The sequence below is a fragment of the Wenzhouxiangella sp. XN201 genome (genome assembly GCF_011008905.1).
In the GTDB taxonomy this organism is placed as follows: Bacteria; Pseudomonadota; Gammaproteobacteria; order Xanthomonadales; family Wenzhouxiangellaceae; genus Wenzhouxiangella.
Genome location: NZ_JAAIVI010000017.1, coordinates 1352632 through 1370388 on the forward strand (window position 1 = coordinate 1352632; position 17757 = coordinate 1370388).

The window sequence follows — 17757 nt, forward strand, 5'->3', positions numbered from 1 at the left end:
TCTTGATGGGTTCTGTAGATCTTGGGTATTGCGCGCCGGTCGTTGAAACACGCCGATTCACTGCGGCATGTCGACGCCCGTGCAGGGAGAATAGCTTGTGGGGATCAGGCCCGAGGTGGGCGAAGGAGGCTGCTAATGATGTCGTGGGGAGCAGGTGCGTTTAGCGGCGAAGGCGGATGGCTTTTCGCAGCCGGCAGGGTTGTGCCGAGGCGGACGGGAACGACGAGACTCGTGGCCGGGCAGAGACAGCGACAGGTTTCGTGTTCGCAGCCGGCATCTTTCTCGCAGCAGTCATGCGCCGACTCCTCGTAATCTGCGTCCGGCTGGTGCTCGGCCATATCTGAGTGACAGTCCGCATTGTCGCCGTCACTGGCAACCTGCGCGAGGGTCGCGTCGTACTGAGAAGGCGTCGCGCTCGCTCCCCACACCGGCAGGCCGCCCATCACAAGGGCGAGAGCCAGAATGCAGCGGAGCAGGATCGACGCGATTGAGTGCATAAGTTCAAGTGTACCAGCAACTTCATTGGCGCGAGGCAGGTCAGTAAAGCGTTCTCATCGCCGATTCCGACCAGGTTCTTGTGAGACCCTTGTCCCGGCGCGTGGTTCCGGCGGCTTCGGGAAATCTGCTATCTTTTCACTGAGTGTCTTTTCAAGGGGATCACGCTATTCATGTCTTCATTTTGCCGCAGCTGGATTGACAACTTGATCTCGGCGGCATTGACGGGGAGTAATGCGTGAGCGCTTCGCCCATGCATCGGATCAAGCCCTTGCTGGACGCCTTGCCGCGTTCGCTCTTTCTCGCCTCGCGGGATCTCGACGGCGTGATCTCGGGGCGCAGCATTCCCACGCGCAAAGCCGTCGAACGCATCCTGGAATTGATCGAACCCCTCGGCATGGGTCGGCGCGTTCTGGTGATCGGCGCCGGGGCCGGCTATCTGGCCGCGGCGTTAGCCCGTATGGTCGAAGATGTCGTAGTGGTTGAGCTCAAGACCGAGGTGGCCGATATTGCCAGGGCCAACTTCGAGCGGGCCGGGATCGAAAATGTCCACCTGATCCTCGGCGAGGGCGCACTGGGCGCGCCCGATCTGGCACCTTTCGACCTGATTCTCTGCACCGCCCGTATCAACAACCGGGAGCGCCTCGCCGGTCAACTGACCGAAGGTGGCCACCTGGTTACGCTCGAGGGAGACGACCCCTTGGTGCCCTTGCTCGCGGTCCAGAGCTTGGAAAACGAGCGCTTCAGGCGACGTGAGCTCGGGCTGGTCAACCTGGCCCATGATGCGGGTGAAACCATGATCGACCTGGGCTATGTCGACGAAAGGCAGCTCGACGATGCTCGGGAGGAAGCGCGTCGGCGGCGCGAGCCGGTGATTTCGGTCCTACAGCGTCGTGGCGATATTGCCGATGTGGATCTCTATCGCAGCCTTGCCGAACGGTACGGACTGCGGCTGGCCAGCGCCGACGAGCTGCTCAAGGATCTCGATCTCGCACTGTTTCGACGTTTTTCCAAGACTTTCCTGGACAACCAGCGTCTGTTGCCAATTCGTTCGAGCGACGGGGTTCTGTACGTGGCTACCGACAATCCCGATGCTCCGACCGAGGATGTGGCGCGGGTGCAGGACTTCAAATCGGTAGAGAAGTATCTGGTTACGCCCACTGATTTCCGGCGGCTGTGGCAGGTCATCGATCTTTCCTCGCGCGGCAGCGAAATGCTGAAGTGGACCGAGCGGAAGCAGGAACCGGCGCGCTCCGACGACCTGCTCGACAATTCCGATCGCGAGCTCAGCCATTACCTGGTTTCACTGTACGAATCGATCCTACTCGATGCGGTCAGCGCCAAGGCTTCCGATATTCATGTCGAGCGTTACGGCGACCGGATTCGAATTCGAATCCGGGTTGACGGAGAACTGCACGATCTGACGCACTACCAACTCACGCCGCGTGACCATGCTGGCCTCATCAACGTCATCAAGGTGCGCGCCGAAATCAACATTGCCGAGCGACGCCTGCCGCAGGGCGGTCGCTCGCATATGCGGGTAGGCGCCACCAACTATGACCTGCGGGTCCAGATCCAACCATCGTTGCACGGCGAGCACGCCGTGATTCGCCTGCTGTCCCAGACCGGTCGAGTGCTGGGCCTGCGAGAATTGGGCATGTCCGAGCGCGTGGCGGGTTTCTACCAGCGGCTGCTGGACAATCCCGCCGGGCTCGTGCTGGTTGTGGGGCCGACCGGTTCGGGCAAGTCGACGTCACTGTATGCGGCGCTGCAGGAGCTGGCCGACGACGGTCGACGCAAGGTGATCACCGTGGAGGACCCGATCGAGTACTCCATCGACAATATCCAGCAGACGCGGGCGCGTCCCGATATCGGATTCAGCTTTGCCGATGCCATGCGGTCTTTCGTGCGCCAGGATCCCGACGTGATCATGGTGGGCGAGATCCGGGATGCGGAAACAGCGCTGGAGGCCATGCGCGCATCACAGACCGGGCACCTGGTGCTCTCAACCCTTCACAGTAACGACGCAGTCGACGCGCTACAGCGCCTCTACGATCTGCAAGTATTGCCCAATTCGATCGCCGGGGAGCTTCTGGCAATCATCGCCCAGCGCCTGGCCAAGCGCATCTGCGAGCACTGTCGGGAGCCGGCCGAACCCGATAGCCGCGTTTTACGAGAGTTGTTTCCGGAGCGTGTGCCCGTCAATTTCCGCTGTTTTCGGGGCCGAGGCTGCAAGCACTGCAATGGCCTGGGCACGCGCGGCCGGGTCGCCGTGGTCGAGTACTTGCAAGTCAACGACGATATTCGGCGCGTCATTTCACTGCAGCCGCCGGCCGGGGAGCTGCGCTGGCAGGCACTCGACGCCGGCTTGATCACCATGCGCGACAGCGCGCTCGACCACGTCATCACCGGCACGATTCCGCTTGACGAAATCCGCCGCATCCTGCCGCAGGATCGCATGGCGCCCGAGCAGCGCGGTGGCAGGAGGAAACAGCCGTGAGCAGAAAGCCGCAACTGCAACGACCGCCGGCTGAAACGGCCTTCGCCGACGAGCTCAAGAGATTAGCAAGCTGGGACGAGCATCCCGTGCCGCCGGGGTGGAAGCTCTCGCCTTTGGCCGTGGAGAAGTTCGTGCTCGGCGATGACGAGTTGAAAATCAGTCACAAGATCGTGATTGATCCGGGCGTGATCACGCGCGTGGTGATTGCCCTGTGTACCGACCGGGGCTGCCTGCTCGTCGGCGAGCCGGGAACGGCCAAGTCCTGGTTGTCCGAGTTGCTCGCCGCGGCCATTTCTGGCGACTCCTCGCTGACTCTGCAGGGCGGGGCACTCAGCGAAGTCGGCCAGCTGCTCTACAGCTGGAACGATGCGCTGCTCGCCCAGGGCGGCCCCAGGCCGGAGGCGCTGGTGCCCAGCCCGATCTATCGCGGCATGCGTGACGGCAAGATCGTGCGCTTTGAAGAGGTTGCCCGCTGCCCCCAGCCGCTGCAGGATGCGCTGCTGTCGATCCTGTCCGACCGGCTGATCACGGTGCCGGAACTCAGTGGTCAGTCCGGCGTTCTCTATTCGCGCGCAGGCTTCAACGTGATTGCCACATCCAACAGCATCGACGAGGGTGTGAACCGGATGAGTGCCGCGCTCAAGCGGCGCATGAATTTCGAGACGGTTCCCTCGATTCGCGAAGTCGAAGACGAAATCGAGGTGGTGTCGCGAGAGGTCGGCCGGCTCAACGAGTACGCCGGCGTCGATGTACGCATCGATCCATCCGTAATCATGGCTTTGGTGACCATTTTCCACGAACTGCGCAACGGCCAGTCGCTGAGCGGCCGCTCGACCGACCGTCTGGCCGGTGCGACCATGTCGACGGCCGAAGCTGTCAGTGTCGGCCATGCACTGTGCATTCATGCGCGTTATTACTCTGACGGCGAAGTGGATATCAAAAACCTGGTCCATTTCATCGTCGGATCGGCGCTGAAAGACCAGCCCGACGATCGTCGCCGGTTGCGCCACTATTTCGACACGGAAATCGCTCAGAAGCGCGGCGAAATATGGAAAGCGGTTTACGCCCAGCGGGAGCTGATCTGATATTCCATCAATGCTGGAGGAGCTGCCGGTAGATCGCTGGCAAGGCTCGGCTGAGCGCTGCCGCGTGCGGCACGATAGCGTAGCCGTTGCGGCCAAAGATGAGCGGAAAGTACTGTCGGGCACGCGCGTCGATGGTGACGCCGAAGACCACCAGGCCGTCGCGGCGGGCCTCGCGCACGGCCATGCGCGTGTCCTCGATGGCGTAGCGGCCTTCGTAGTGATCGGTATCATTGGGCTTGCCGTCGGTGAGGACCAGCAGCAGGCGGTGACGGTTGGCCTTCTCGGCCAGTTCGGCGGCCACGTGACGGATGGCCGCGCCCAGGCGCGTGTAGCGTCCGGGCTCGAGCGCGGCGATGCGGCGCTCGATGCCGCGATCCATGGGCTCGTCGAAGCGTTTGAGCGGCGTGATTTCCACCCGTTTACGCCGGTGCGAGGTAAAGCTGTAGACGGCCTGCTCGTCGCCGCAGGCGTCGATGCCGTTGGCGAGCACCAGCAAGGCTTCCTTCTCGATGTCGATGACGCGGCGATCGTCGAGCCAGGAGTCCGTCGAGAGCGACACGTCCACCAGGGTGGCCACGGCCAGATCGCGCGAGGTGTCGCGCCAGGTCGAGTAGATGCGCTCCGAGCCGGAATGGCCGGCGGCGCGCTCGGTGACCATGCGCACCAGGGCGTCGGTGTCGAACTCGTCGCCGTCGAGCTGGGCGCGCAGCAATTCGCGCCGCGGCCTGAGCGCCTCGAACTGCCGCCGCACGCTGCGAATACGCGAGCGGGTGTCGGCATCCGGTGACCAGTCTTCGTCGGCCATTCCGGGGTCGAGCACCTGTACGGCACAGAAATCGGGCAGATAGCGCCGGCGACCGTAGTGCCATTCAGGCCAGGTGACATCGGACTGCAGCGAGGATTCGGGAACGGCTGCGGAGGCGACCTCCAGGCCCATCTTCAGTCGCGTGGCTGCCTTCTTGCGGTGTTGGGACAGGGTCAGTTCTTCAAGTCCTTCGGCAGCCTGCCGCGCCTCGTCTTCGTCGTCGTCTTCGACCGCGCGGTTGACGTTGACCATCTCCGCCCAGGAAATGATCTTCTCGAAGGGGTTGAGCATCAGCGGGTCGTCGCGCTCGGTCTGGTCGAGATGGCGTCGGTGGGCCTGAAACATCTGTTCGCCCGCTTCTTTTGCATCGCCGCCGGTCTCCTCTTCGTCGGCGTCTTGATCGGACCCGCTCTCGGTTCCGGCACCGGCGGTGACTGTCGGCCAGAGCGGCACCGGCAGTGGCGGGTGATAGCCGGACGGGGCGCGGAAGCGGCGGATGGACCGGGGATCTTCGGTCACGGCCCGGTAGAAGTCTTCGCTGCGCTCGTCGAGGTCGACGCTCTCGCCCAGCACACGGCGAATGACTCGCTCGACAGCGGCCTCGATCGGCGGCAGCCGGCGGGAAGGTCGCAAGCGGATCAGCCCAGCAGCCAGATCGGCATAGCGCGAGCGCCAACCCGGGAATTCCCGGAGCAATGCTTGCAGGGCCTCGCCTGAAGCCGCCAGGTACAGGAGATCTTGCTGTAGTGGATCGGATGTCGACGGTGGCAGGCGGCTGAAGGCCAGGAACGCGGTCTGCCAGAAATACAGCAGGCGGTTGCTTTCGGTATCGGGAAACAGGGCGTTGCGCTGCGGCAGAATCAGGTGTTCGCCGTCGAACCGCGCCAACTCCATCGGCTCCTGATCGAGGCCCAGGCGCTGGCGCCAGCTCAGGCGATGAAAGTGGCCCGCCGCTCTGGCAGTGGTCAGTGTGATGCCGGTCGGACCACCCAGGGCGCGGAAATAGACTGCCAGCGCATCGCGCAGGGATTCGAAATCGACGGCGGCTTCGGGGTGGGTCGGGTAACTGCTCGCCGCGGATGCCCAGCGGTGCCACCAGCGGCCGGCGAGTTCCTCGAATTCGAGCCATTCAGGCATCGGGGCTCACGCTAAGTGAATGTGATCAGAGGTGCCCTAGAAACTGTGCGAGAGCAGTTCCTCGAGTGCGGCGATGACGTCCTCGTCGTCGCTCAGCGGCTGGATCAACGTCGCCCGGGCGGCGGTATCCATGGCCATGCCGTCGGCAACCAGGCTGGCGCAGTAGACCAGCAGGCGGGTCGACACGCCTTCCTCCAGATCCTTGCCCTTGAGTTCGCGAATGCGGCGGGCGAGGTTGACCAGTCCGGCACACAGGTCCCTCGACAGGCCGCTTTCTGTGGCCACAATTTCGATTTCCACATCCGGCGGAGGACAATCGAAGCTCAGCGCCGCAAAGCGCTGGCGTGTACTCGGCTTGAGCGACTTGAGAACGTGCTGGTAGCCGGGATTGTAGGAAACGACCAGCATGAACTCCGGCGGCGCCTGCAGAACCTCGCCGGTGCGCTCCAGTGGCAGGATGCGGCGGTCGTCGGTAAGCGGGTGCATGACGACCGTGACGTCCTTGCGTGCCTCGACCACTTCGTCGAGGTAGCAGATGCCGCCTTCACGCACGGCGCGGGTCAGCGGGCCGTCCACCCAATTCGTCTCTCCACCGGAGAGCAGGTAGCGGCCGGTCAGATCGGCCGCTGTCAGATCGTCGTGGCACGCGACGGTAAACAACGGCCGCCCTAGGCGGGCGGCCATATGGGCGACGAAGCGGGTCTTGCCGCAGCCGGTCGGGCCCTTGAGCAGCAGCGGCAGGCCCTGCTTCCAGGCCGCCTCGAAGAACGTGCACTCGCCGGCCGTCTCACGGTACCAGGGCAGTTCCGTCGACGGTTGGGCATTTCGCCCGGCATCACCCATCCGCGATACCGGATGCCACGTGCGCGTCGCCCTTGGGGCGCTGCTCGCGTGGCTTGCCGAGGGTGGCCCACAGGAAGATCAGCGCCCCGATGACCACGACGATGCCGGCGCCGAAGCGCATGGCGTAGAACACCCAGATCTGGTCCTGCGTGGTCATGTAGTTTTCACCCATGACGCGCTGCAGGTGAGTCTGGACCACGCCGGCGAAGGTCAGCGTGAAGGTCATGAAGGCCATGCCGCCGGTCATCAGCCAGAAACTCCACATGTTGCGGATCTGGTTGTAGGGCAACTTGCCCCGAAGTTGTGGCATGGCGTAGGTGATGATCGCCAGATTGAGCATCACGTAGGCGCCGTAGAAGGCGAGATGGCCGTGAGCGGCCGTGACCTGGGTGCCGTGGCTGTAGTAGTTGACCCACGACATGTTGTGCATCAGCCCCCACACCCCGGCGCCGAAGAAGGCCATGACGGCGCAACCGAGGGTCCAGAGAATCGCCGCCTTGTTGGGATGGTTGCGGCTGCCCTGCCAGAACATGTAGAAGGTGAAAACCACCATCGAGAACAGTGGCAGCACCTCAAGCGCGCCGAAGATGTTGCCCAGCGGCTGCCAGTAGGATGGCGTGCCGATCCAGTAGTAGTGGTGGCCGGTGCCGAGCAGGCCGGCGAACAGCACCAGGCCGACGATCACGTACAGCCACTTCTCGATGATCTCGCGGTCGACGCCGGACATCTTGACCAGCAGGTAGGCGAGCAGGGAAGCCATGATCAGGCCCCAGACACCTTCTACCCAGAGATGGATGACATACCACCAGTACATCTTGTCCAGCGACAGGTTCGCCGGGTTGTAGAAGGCGAACAGCCAGAAGATCGCTGCCAGCCACAGTCCGGCCATGAGGATCATGGAAATGGCTGTCCGGCGACCCGCCATCAGTGTGCGGCTGCCGTTATAGAGAAACATCAAAAACGAGATGGTCAGCAGGATCTTGATCCACAGTGGCTGCTCGAGAAACTCGCGACCTTCATGGATGCCGAACTGGTAACTGATCAGGGCCGCGGCACCGGCGAACACGAAGATGCCCAGCTGGATGTAGGCAATCATCGGGCTGTGCAGTTCGGTTTCCGCCTCCTCGGGCAACAGGTAGTAGGTGGCACCGAAAAAGCCGATCAGCAGCCACACGACGAGGAGGTTGGTGTGGCTCATGCGCATGATGTGGAAGGGCATGGCCTCGGCCATGAACTCCGGCCACACATATACGGCGCCCGCGAGCAGGCCGAACAGCACTTGCCCGGCAAACAGCAGCAGTGCGGCAATGAAAAATGGGTAGGCGACTTTCTGCGTCTGGTACTTCATTCAGATCTCCCTCTTATCCCGAAATCGTCGGTGGCCAGCCCTGCGTGTCGATCTCGCTGGTCCAGCGGAAGAAATCGACCAGGGCGTCGAGTTCTTCTTCGCTCAGATGCTTGTAGGAAGGCATCTGGCGTCGGCCGGGCGCGCCCAGCGGCTGCAGCTGAATCCATGACTTGATCCCCTGGCGGGCGGCTTCCGGGTTGTCGGCACCGCCGTAGCGCAACCACACGTTGCCGAGCTCGGGCGCAAAATAGGCGCCTTCGCCAAGCAGGCTGTGGCAGTTGATGCACGACTCCTTCTCCCACACGTGCTTGCCAAGCTTGACCGACTCGGTCAGACCTTCGTGATCGGTGGATTCGGTGACGATGTAGTAGTGGCTGTGCGCCGTCAGACCGACGAAGATGATGAAGAAAATGATGGAGCCGCCCAGAAAGATGTTGCGCGCGGCGTTGCGGCTGAGACCCTCGATCATTGGACCCTCCTCAAGCCAATGAATGAATGTGATGCTTGATTTACATCAATTTCATTCTAGGGTCTCGGCGGTTTCGGGTACAAGGAAATTCGTCAAAAAAACCCGACTCTTACGTTAGCAGTTCCTGATATTCCGGGTGTCGTTCGATCCAGGCTGCCACGTACGGGCAGCGGGCCCGGACCTTCAGATTCTGATCGTCGGCCCAGTCGAGTGCATGCCTGGTCAGCTGCCCGGCAATGCCGCGCCCGCCGACCGCCTTGGGCACGCCGACGTGGTTCATGCTCACCACGTCGCCTTCCAGGGTGAAGTCGAGTACACAGGAATGACCTTCGACGACGGCTTCGAAGCGGCCGGCCTCGCGATCGAGTTGAATGTCCAGGTCGCTCATGGAAGGTCTCCCAGGTCGGGGTCAGTAGAGGAATCGGGTGCGGATGGTGGCGGGAATGGCTTCCAGGCCGCGGATGATGCGGGTGGCATCCTCGGTCTCGGCGTCCATCACCACGTAGCCCACGTCCGGCAGGGTCTGCAGGTACTGGGCGACGATATTCACGCCGGCTTCGGAAAACACGCTGTTGATCGCCTGCAGTACGCCCGGCTCGTTGCGGTGAATGTGCAGGATGCGCCGGGCAGTGGCGTGGTCGGGCAGGGCGACTTCCGGAAAGTTGACCGCACCCATGGTCGAGCCGTTGTCCGAGTAACGCACCAGCTTGCCGGCCACGTCGAACGCGATGTTCTCCTGCGCTTCACGAGTCGAGCCACCGATGTGCGGGGTCAGCAGGACGTTGTCCATTCCCCTGAGTTCACTGATGAATTCCTCGTCGGGTCCGGAGGGCTCGCTGGGGAAAACGTCGATGGCCGCACCCGCCAAGTGACCGGATTTGAGCGCCTCGGCCAGGGCGGGAATGGCGACCACATTGCCGCGCGAGGCATTGATCAGGCGGCTGCCCGTTGGCAGGGCCGCCAGCTCGGGTTCGCCGATCATGCCCCGGGTCTGTTCGGTGTCGGGGACGTGCAGGCTGACGATGTCGGACTGCGCAAGCAGCTCGGTCAGGCCCGAGACCTGCCGGGCGTTGCCCAGCGGCAGCTTGTCGACGATATCGTGGAAGATCACGTTCATGCCCAGTCCTTCGGCCAGGATGCCGAGCTGCGATCCGATGTGACCGAAGCCGACGATCCCCAGGGTCTTGCCGCGTACTTCGTGCGAGCCGCTGGCGGTCTTGAGCCACTGCCCGCGATGGGCGGCCATGTTCTTTTCGGGGATGCCGCGCATCAGCATGATGATCTCGGCCAGCACCAGCTCGGCCACGGAGCGGGTGTTGGCATAAGGCGCGTTGAACACCGGGATGCCGCGCCGGCGGGCGGCAGCGAGATCGACCTGGTCGGTGCCGATGCAGAAACAGCCGATGGCGGTGAGCTTGTCGGCGGCGTCGAGCATTTCTTCGGTAACCCGGCTGCGCGAGCGGATGCCGAGAAAATGCACGCCGGCCAGCGCCTTGCTCAGTGCATCGGGTTCGAGAGCGGTCGACTCGACCTGGAGGTTGGTATAACCCGATGTGCGAATGCTCTCCACGGCGCGGTCGTGGATGCCCTCGAGCAGCAGGAAGTTGATCTTGTCTTTCGGCAGGGAGTGCCTGGCGTTCATGCGGATGATCGGCTCGGTTTCGGCGGGCTGAAGGGGTGATAATAACGTCATGAGCCGCTTCGATCCGATCGAATCGCTGAACGATGCCGAGTCCCTGGCCCATTACGGACGGGACTGGACGCGCTTCTGGCCCGCCCGGCCCGAAGCAGTGGTGTTTCCGCGTAGCACCGACGAGGTCGCGGAACTGGTCCGCATCGCGCGCCGCGAAGGGCTCAAGCTGGTGCCCAGCGGTGGGCGCACCGGCTTGTCGGGCGGTGCCGTGGCCAGCGAGGGCGAGGTTGTCGTCTCGCTCGAGAAGATGCGCGACGTGCTTGAGCTCGACCCAACCGAGCCGAGCCTGCGGGCCCAGGCGGGTCTGCCGGTGGGCGAGCTGCAGCGTCGCGCTACCGACGCCGGACTTTACTATCCCGTTGACTGGGCGGCGGCGGATTCCAGCCAGCTTGGCGGCTCCATCGCCACCAATGCCGGCGGCATCCGGGTGCTCAGATACGGCATGACCCGCGACTGGGTGCGTGGGCTGACCGTTGTTACCGGCACTGGCGAGGTGCTGGCGCTCAATCGCGGCCTGGTCAAGAACAACACCGGGCTCGACCTGCGCCACCTGATGATCGGCTCCGAGGGCGTGCTCGGCATCATTACCGAAGCCACTGTAGCCCTGACCCGGCCGCCGCCGGAGCAGTCGGTGCTGTTGCTCGGGTTCACCGAATTGGCAGCGATCATGCCCGCCTTCGCCGAACTGCGGGGTGGCCTGAACCTGTCAGCCTTCGAATTCTTCGACCGGAGCTCGGTCGAGCATGTCTCGAAGGCCACCGGCGAGTCATTTCCGCTCGACGGTGAGTGTCCTTTCTATGCGGTTGTAGAGTTCGATGACCCCGACCAGTCCAGCCAGGAAAAGGCGCTCGGCCTGTTCGAGCGACTGGCCGAGGTCGGCCATGTCTCCGACGGCACCATCAGCCAGTCGGGCGCGCAGGCCGAGGAGCTGTGGCGCTGGCGCGAGGCGATCAGTGAGGCCATCAGTCCGCGCACACCCTACAAGAACGACCTGTCGGTGCGCGTCTCGCGCGTGCCGGAGTTCCTGGAATCACTGGATCGATTGGTAGGCGAGCACTACCCGGAATTCGAAGTCGTCTGGTTCGGCCATATCGGCGACGGCAACCTGCATATGAACGTTCTGCGGCCAGACGATTGGTCGATCGACGACTTCCACGCCGCCGGCAAGCAACTGAGCCCGCGCGTATTCGAGCTGGTGCGCAAGTTCGAGGGCAGTGTCTCGGCCGAACATGGTGTCGGTTTGCTCAAGCGGGAAGACCTGCATTACAGCCGCTCACGCTCGGAAATCGAATTGATGCGGCAGATCAAGGCCGCCTTCGATCCCGACGGCATTCTCAATCCCGGGAAAGTCTTCTAAAAAAGCATTAACCGCAAAGACGCTAAGAGCGCGAAGCGATCACTGAAAGAGAAAAACCGATAAACCACGGAAATCACTGAATACACGGAATGACTCAAGAAACAATATCCTCTTTCCGTGAGCTTCCGTGTATTCCGTGGTTTCTTTGCTTTTTTATTTCCTTTGCGTCTTTGCGGTGAATGCTTTTGAAGTTCACGCAGCCGCGCGCTCGGCCGGTGCAAGACGTTCGAGCAGTTCCTCTGCCATGTGAAAGCGATCCTCGAGCGTTTCGAACTCGCCCTTGATGCGCAGCCGATCGTTGTCGGGCAGTTCGAAGGTGTGCGATTCCTTCTGGATCATCTTCAAAAGCTCGCCCATGTTGATGTCCGGCTTGGCCTTGAACTCCACGCGGCCGCCGGCCGGTCCGACTTCAAGTCGCTTGATGCCCAGCTTCTTGGCGCGCAGTCTCAACTCAGCGGTGGTGAACAGGTTTTTGACTTCCTGCGGCAGCAGGCCGAAGCGGTCGATCATCTCGACCTGCAGGTCGTCGAGCTTCTTGTCGGTGTCGGCCTGGCTGATGCGTTTGTAGAGCACCAGGCGCTGGTGCACGTCGGGCAGGTAGCTGTCGGGGATCATGGCCGTGATGTGCATGTCGACCTCGCTGGTGATCGACATCGGTTCGTCCAGGTCCGGCTCCTCGCCGTTCTTCAAGGCCTCGACGGCGCGGTTGAGCAGGTCGGAGTAAAGCGCGAAGCCGATCGCTTCGATCTGGCCAGACTGGTCTTCGCCGAGCAGCTCGCCGGCGCCGCGGATTTCGAGGTCGTGGCTGGCCAGGGTGAAGCCCGCGCCCAGGTCTTCCAGGGACTGGATGGCCTCCAGCCGTTTCTTGGCATCGCGCGTGAGCACCTTCCACGGCGGGGTGATCAGGTAGGCGTAGGCCAGGTGGTGCGAGCGGCCGACGCGGCCGCGCAGCTGGTGCAGCTGGGCCAGGCCGAACTTGTCGGCGCGGTTGATGACGATGGTGTTGGCCGTGGGCACGTCGATGCCGTTTTCGATGATACTCGAGCACACCAGCAGGTTGATGCGACGCGCATAGAAATCACGCATGGTCTTTTCCATCTCGCCCGGCGGCATCTGGCCGTGGGCCATGCCGATACGGGCGTTGGGAAACAGTTCCTCGAGTTCCGCGACCTGGCGCGGCATGGTGCGCACCTCGTTGTGCAGGTAGTAGACCTGCCCGCCGCGCTGGAACTCGCGCGAGACGGCATCGCGGATGGTCGGCGTGTCCCACTCGGACACGAAGGTGCGAACCGCCAGTCGCTTGGCCGGCGGCGTGGCGATGATCGACAGTTCGCGCAGGCCCGCCATCGACATGTTGAGCGTGCGCGGAATCGGCGTGGCGGTGAGCGTGAGCAGGTCGACCTCGGCGCGCAGGGCCTTGAGCCGCTCTTTCTGGCGGACGCCGAAGCGCTGCTCTTCGTCGATGACGACCAGGCCGAGATCGCGAAACTTGATGTCCTTCTGAAGCAGGCGGTGGGTACCGATGACGATATCCACCGTGCCGTCTTCCAGGCCCTCGACCGTTTTTGCGGCAGAGCCGCCTGAGCGCGACAGCAATCGCACTTTGACCGGCCAGTCGGCGAAGCGATCCGCGAAGTTGCGGTAGTGCTGTTCGGCCAGCAAGGTCGTGGGCGCGAGCATGGCGACCTGGCGGCCGGAATTGGCGACGACGAAGGCGGCGCGTAGCGCGACCTCGGTCTTGCCGAAGCCGACGTCGCCGCAGACGACGCGGTCCATGGGTTCACTCGAGGCCAGGTCGGACAGCACGGCGTCGATGGCGGTTTGCTGGTCCTCGGTTTCCTCGTACTCGAATCCTGCGGCAAAACGCGCGTACAGACCGCGGTCGATCTCGAAGCTCTGGCCCTGCCGGGCTGCACGTCGCGCCTGCAGGTTGAGCAGTTCCGCGGCGGCATCGCGCACTTTCTCGGCCGCCTTGCGGCGGGTCCGCGCCCAGCGGTCGGAGCCGAGTTTATGCAAGTCGACCGCTTCTGGATCGGCGCCGGTATAGCGGCTGACCAAGTGCAGGTCGGTCACCGGCACGTAGAGCTTGTCGCTGCCGGCGTATTCAAGGCACAGGTACTCGGCCGTCGTGTCCCCGGCATCGAGCACTTCCAGGCCCAGGTACCTGCCAATACCGTGTTCCAGGTGGACGACCAGCGCGCCGGGCTGCAGGTCGGCCAGGCTCTTGATCATGGTTTCCGGATCCTGGCCCGTGCGACGTTCGCGGCGCACGGTGCGCGTATGGCCCGGGAAGAGCTCGCTTTCGGTCAGCACGGTGATGCCGCGATCGCCCAGCCGGCAGCCGCCGGAGACCGGCATTTCCACCACCGCCAGCGGCTCCTCGCCGCTGACGAAGGCCGACCAGGAATCGAGCAGTTTCGGCTGCAGTCCGCCGGCGCGCAGGGCATCGCGGATCAATTCGCGGCGGCCGGCGGTGTCGGCGGCAATGAGAACACGATCGTCCATTTCGCGCAGCTTGCGGGCGGTTTCCTCGGCCTTCTCGTCCAGATCCAGGCTGGGGGCAGGCGCGACCACGTCGGCGGCGGGTTTGCGTCGCGTCACCTTCACCGCGGCGTCGTCTTCCATGGTCCGGACCAGGTCGGCGGCCGGTACGAACAGTTCGTCGGGGGCGAGTACCGGCCGTTCGATGTCACCACCGCGCTGTTCCCGGCGGGATTCGACCTCACGCCAGTAGTCCATGGCTGCTTCGTCGACGCCCGGAAGCAGCAGCAGCCGATGCGGTTGGGGAAGATAATCGGTCAGGCTGGAAGTGGATTCGAAAAACAGCGGGAGGTACTGCTCCAGGCCCTGGCTGTGATGGCCCTCGCCGACGTCCTGGTAGGGCAGGGCGCGCCTGAGATCGACGTCGAATCGATTGCGGAAGGCGCGCCGGAAAGCCTGCCGACTGTCCTCGTCGAAGGGATACTCGCGTGCCGGCAGCATGTCGATGCGCTCGAGCTTGCCGGTCGAGCGCTGGCTCTCGGCATCGAATGTTCGGATCGATTCGATTTCGTCGTCGAACAGTTCCAGACGATAGGGCTCGGGGCGGCCCATCGGCCAGAGATCCATGACTGCGCCGCGCACGGCAAACTGGCCGGGCTGCCACACCTGCTCTGCGGACTGGTAGCCGGCAGCGTGCAGCCGGCTGCGGAAGGCCTGGTTGTCGAGCCGGTCGCCGACAGCCAGGTCGAGGCTTTGCCCCTGCACCCAGGCCACCGGTGGGAGGCGCTGCATCAAGGCGGTGATCGGCGCGATCACCACGCCCGACTCCATGCCCGGCAGGCGCGAGAGCAGGTCGAGGCGCCGCGAGATCAAGTCGGGATGGGGTGAATAGAGATCGTAGGGCAGGATTTCCCAATCCGGAAACAGCTCCGCATCGGCCACGCCCAGGTGATTGATGTCGTCGCGCAGATGACGGGCCGCATAGCCGTCGGCGACTGCGACCAGAACGGGGCCGCCCTTGCGCCCGGCGTAGGTCGATATGGCGAGCGCCAGCGGAAGGCCCTCGAGCAGGGGCCAGTCGACGCGTTCATGGTCGCCGCGGGGCGGGTTGAAGACGGAAAAGCGCTCGGACATGGTCGGGGTGGCGTGCGAAACGAGACAGTTTATCAAGCGGACGCCGCTTGGCCCGATTAAATCGCTCTGAGCTTCAGCTATTCGGTGGCCTTTTCAGCAGAAGCTTGTCGATTTCAGCGACTTCGGGTAGACTTGCCGGCTTGATTCGGAAGGGCGATTAGCTCAGTTGGTTAGAGCGCTGTCTTGACATGGCAGAGGTCGCTGGTTCAAATCCAGCATCGCCCACCACCGATTGCTTCCCAGCCCTCCCTGAATCCGCCGCTTTCGGCGCCGATCGGTGCTCACAATCCTCATGTGCCATCAAGGCACACTGCGGTTGCTGCGCTCCGCGCGTCACCGAAATCGACGAATTCAGGAAGCGCTGGAAAGCAATCGGTCCCCTCTGTGAATCCTGACCTCTTGGGCAAGGCTTCAGTTTCCGGGAATTTGCCCAACCTCGTGGCTTGACTGACGGTAGAATTCGCACCCATGGTTCAGATTACGCTTCCAGACGGTAGCCGGAAGGATTTCGAGCGTTCGGTGACGGTGCACGAGGTGGCCGAGTCGATCGGGCCGGGCCTGGCCAAGGCGGCTTTGGCCGGGGAGGTCGAAGGTCGGCTGGTGGACACCAGCTATACGATCGAGCGCGATGCCGAGTTGCGCATCATCACCGCGCGTGACGACGAGGGCCTGGAGATCATCCGGCATTCGACGGCGCACCTGCTCGCCCAGGCAGTGAAACGTCTGTATCCCGAAACGCAGGTCACCATCGGCCCGGTGGTCGACGACGGCTTTTATTACGACTTCGCGCGCGAGGAGCCATTCCGCCCCGAGGATCTCGAGAAGATCGAGTCGGAGATGGCGAAGATCGTGGCCGAGGACATCGCGGTTGAACGCGAGGTCATGGGACGCGACGAGGCGGTCGAGTTCTTCCGCGATCAGGGCGAGGAATACAAGGCGAAGATCATCGCCGACATTCCGGCCGACGAGACGCTCTCGCTTTATCGTCAGGGTGATTTCATCGACCTTTGCCGCGGCCCGCACGTGCCTTCGACCGGCAAGCTGGGCGCGTTCAAGCTGACCAAGCTGGCCGGCGCCTACTGGCGCGGCGACTCCGACAACGAGATGCTGCAGCGCATCTACGGCACCGCCTGGCCGGACAAGAAGCAGCTCAAGGCCTACCTCAAGCGCCTGGAAGAGGCCGAGAAGCGCGACCACCGCAAGCTCGGCGCGCGCTTGGATCTCTACCACATCCAGCCCGAGGCGCCGGGCATGGTGTTCTGGCACGACCGCGGCTGGCGCATCTACCTGGCGCTGCAGGACTACATCCGCGGCCGTCTGCAGGAGGCCGGATACGAGGAAATCCACACGCCCTCGATCGTCGATCGCAGCCTGTGGGAGAAGTCCGGCCACTGGGAGAACTTCGGCGACGACATGTTCATTACCTCCTCGGAGGACCGGGTATACGCCGTCAAGCCGATGAACTGCCCCTGCCACGTGCAGGTATTCAACCAGGGGCTGAAGAGCTACCGCGACCTGCCGCTGCGCATGGCCGAGTTCGGCTCCTGCCATCGAAACGAGCCCTCGGGCGCGCTGCACGGCCTGATGCGCGTGCGCAACTTCGTTCAGGACGATGCCCATATCTTCTGTACCGAAGATCAGATTCGAGACGAAGTGCTGGCCTTCAACAAGCTGGTGTTCGACGTCTACAACGATTTCGGTTTTACCGACGTGGCGGTCAAGCTCTCGACCCGGCCGGAAAAGCGCGTCGGATCGGACGCCGTCTGGGACAAGGCCGAGAAGGCCCTGGCCGAGGCGCTCGAGGCCGCCGAGATCGAATACGAGCTGCAGCCGGGCGAGGGTGCCTTCTACGGGCCCAAGATCGAGTTCTCGCTGACCGACTGCATTGGCCGCGTGTGGCAGTGCGGCACCATGCAGGTCGATTTTTCCATGCCCGGCCGCCTGGGCGCGGAATATGTCGACGAAGACGGCGAGCGGCGCGTGCCGGTGATGCTGCATCGCGCCATCCTGGGCTCGATCGAGCGCTTCATCGGTGTCCTGATCGAGCACTATGCCGGCGATCTGCCGCTGTGGCTGGCGCCGGTGCAGGCCGTGGTGATGAACATCACCGATGCCCAGGCCGACTATGTGCGAGAGGTCACCAACATTCTGAATCGTCAAGGATTTCGGGTGGACTCGGACTTGCGTAACGAGAAGATCGGCTATAAAATCCGCGCCCGCACGCTCGAGAAGATTCCGTATCTGCTGGTGGTGGGTGATCGCGAGGTGGAGAATCGCCAGGTGGCGGTGCGTCTGCGTGACGGCACCGACCTGGGGGCGATGCCGATCGACGATCTGGTCAATCGCCTGTCCACAGAGGTAGCGCAGCGCGGCCCAATCGCGGATAATTGACGATTCGCCTCAAACAGAA

General features: G+C 63.3%; 12 protein-coding genes and 1 tRNA gene. 6 read left to right on the forward strand and 7 right to left on the reverse strand.

The window, feature by feature from the left end; all coding sequences use genetic code 11:
- Nucleotides 1–344 precede the first annotated feature (344 nt).
- The 3 genes from G4Y73_RS14030 (at nucleotide 345) to G4Y73_RS06585 (ending at nucleotide 4080) form a co-directional block, all read left to right on the forward strand.
- Entirely contained in the window at nucleotides 345–491 is a 147-nt protein-coding gene (locus G4Y73_RS14030; protein ID WP_240451137.1) for a hypothetical protein, read from the forward strand.
- A 242-nt stretch (nucleotides 492–733) separates the two neighbouring features.
- Entirely contained in the window at nucleotides 734–2995 is a 2262-nt protein-coding gene (locus G4Y73_RS06580) for an ATPase, T2SS/T4P/T4SS family (protein ID WP_205596502.1), read from the forward strand.
- Complete coding sequence (locus G4Y73_RS06585) at nucleotides 2992–4080, forward strand: AAA family ATPase (RefSeq protein ID WP_164230653.1); 1089 nt, start codon at nucleotides 2992–2994, stop codon at nucleotides 4078–4080. Before G4Y73_RS06580 ends, G4Y73_RS06585 begins: the two co-directional genes overlap by 4 nt.
- A gap of 7 nt (nucleotides 4081–4087) precedes the next feature.
- Here the strand turns inward: G4Y73_RS06585 and G4Y73_RS06590 are convergent, their stop codons facing one another.
- From G4Y73_RS06590 to serA, 6 genes are all read right to left on the reverse strand, one after another.
- The gene (locus G4Y73_RS06590; protein ID WP_164230655.1) at nucleotides 4088–6022 is read right to left on the reverse strand and encodes a VWA domain-containing protein; all 1935 of its coding nucleotides are present in this window, start codon (nucleotides 6020–6022) and stop codon (nucleotides 4088–4090) included.
- Nucleotides 6023–6058: 36 nt separating this feature from the next.
- Nucleotides 6059–6865, reverse strand: coding sequence for a CbbQ/NirQ/NorQ/GpvN family protein (locus tag G4Y73_RS06595; protein WP_164230657.1), 807 nt, complete (start codon nucleotides 6863–6865; stop codon nucleotides 6059–6061).
- Nucleotides 6858–8213, reverse strand: coding sequence for a cbb3-type cytochrome c oxidase subunit I (locus G4Y73_RS06600; RefSeq protein WP_164230659.1), 1356 nt, complete (start codon nucleotides 8211–8213; stop codon nucleotides 6858–6860). Before G4Y73_RS06600 ends, G4Y73_RS06595 begins: the two co-directional genes overlap by 8 nt.
- A gap of 13 nt (nucleotides 8214–8226) precedes the next feature.
- Complete coding sequence (locus G4Y73_RS06605; protein WP_164230661.1) at nucleotides 8227–8682, reverse strand: cytochrome c; 456 nt, start codon at nucleotides 8680–8682, stop codon at nucleotides 8227–8229.
- Nucleotides 8683–8791: 109 nt separating this feature from the next.
- Nucleotides 8792–9070 (reverse strand): GNAT family N-acetyltransferase, encoded by a 279-nt coding sequence (locus G4Y73_RS06610; RefSeq protein ID WP_164230663.1) that lies wholly within the window; start codon nucleotides 9068–9070, stop codon nucleotides 8792–8794.
- 21 nt (nucleotides 9071–9091) lie between these two features.
- Nucleotides 9092–10324 (reverse strand): phosphoglycerate dehydrogenase, encoded by a 1233-nt coding sequence (gene serA, locus G4Y73_RS06615; protein WP_164231232.1) that lies wholly within the window; start codon nucleotides 10322–10324, stop codon nucleotides 9092–9094.
- A gap of 49 nt (nucleotides 10325–10373) precedes the next feature.
- Here serA and G4Y73_RS06620 point away from each other — a divergent pair, with 49 nt between their 5' ends.
- Entirely contained in the window at nucleotides 10374–11732 is a 1359-nt protein-coding gene (locus G4Y73_RS06620) for an FAD-binding oxidoreductase (protein ID WP_164230665.1), read from the forward strand.
- 192 nt (nucleotides 11733–11924) lie between these two features.
- Here G4Y73_RS06620 and mfd read toward each other — a convergent pair whose 3' ends face one another.
- Entirely contained in the window at nucleotides 11925–15347 is a 3423-nt protein-coding gene (gene mfd, locus G4Y73_RS06625; RefSeq protein ID WP_164230667.1) for a transcription-repair coupling factor, read from the reverse strand.
- A 151-nt stretch (nucleotides 15348–15498) separates the two neighbouring features.
- On the opposite strand from mfd, the gene G4Y73_RS06630 reads away from it, so the two are divergent.
- Together G4Y73_RS06630 and thrS are read left to right on the forward strand one after the other, a co-directional pair.
- A tRNA-Val gene (locus tag G4Y73_RS06630) sits at nucleotides 15499–15575 on the forward strand.
- Between the two features lie 240 nt (nucleotides 15576–15815).
- Nucleotides 15816–17738: a threonine--tRNA ligase gene (gene thrS, locus G4Y73_RS06635; protein WP_164230669.1), complete on the forward strand. Its 1923-nt coding sequence runs from the start codon at nucleotides 15816–15818 to the stop codon at nucleotides 17736–17738.
- Nucleotides 17739–17757 lie beyond the last annotated feature (19 nt).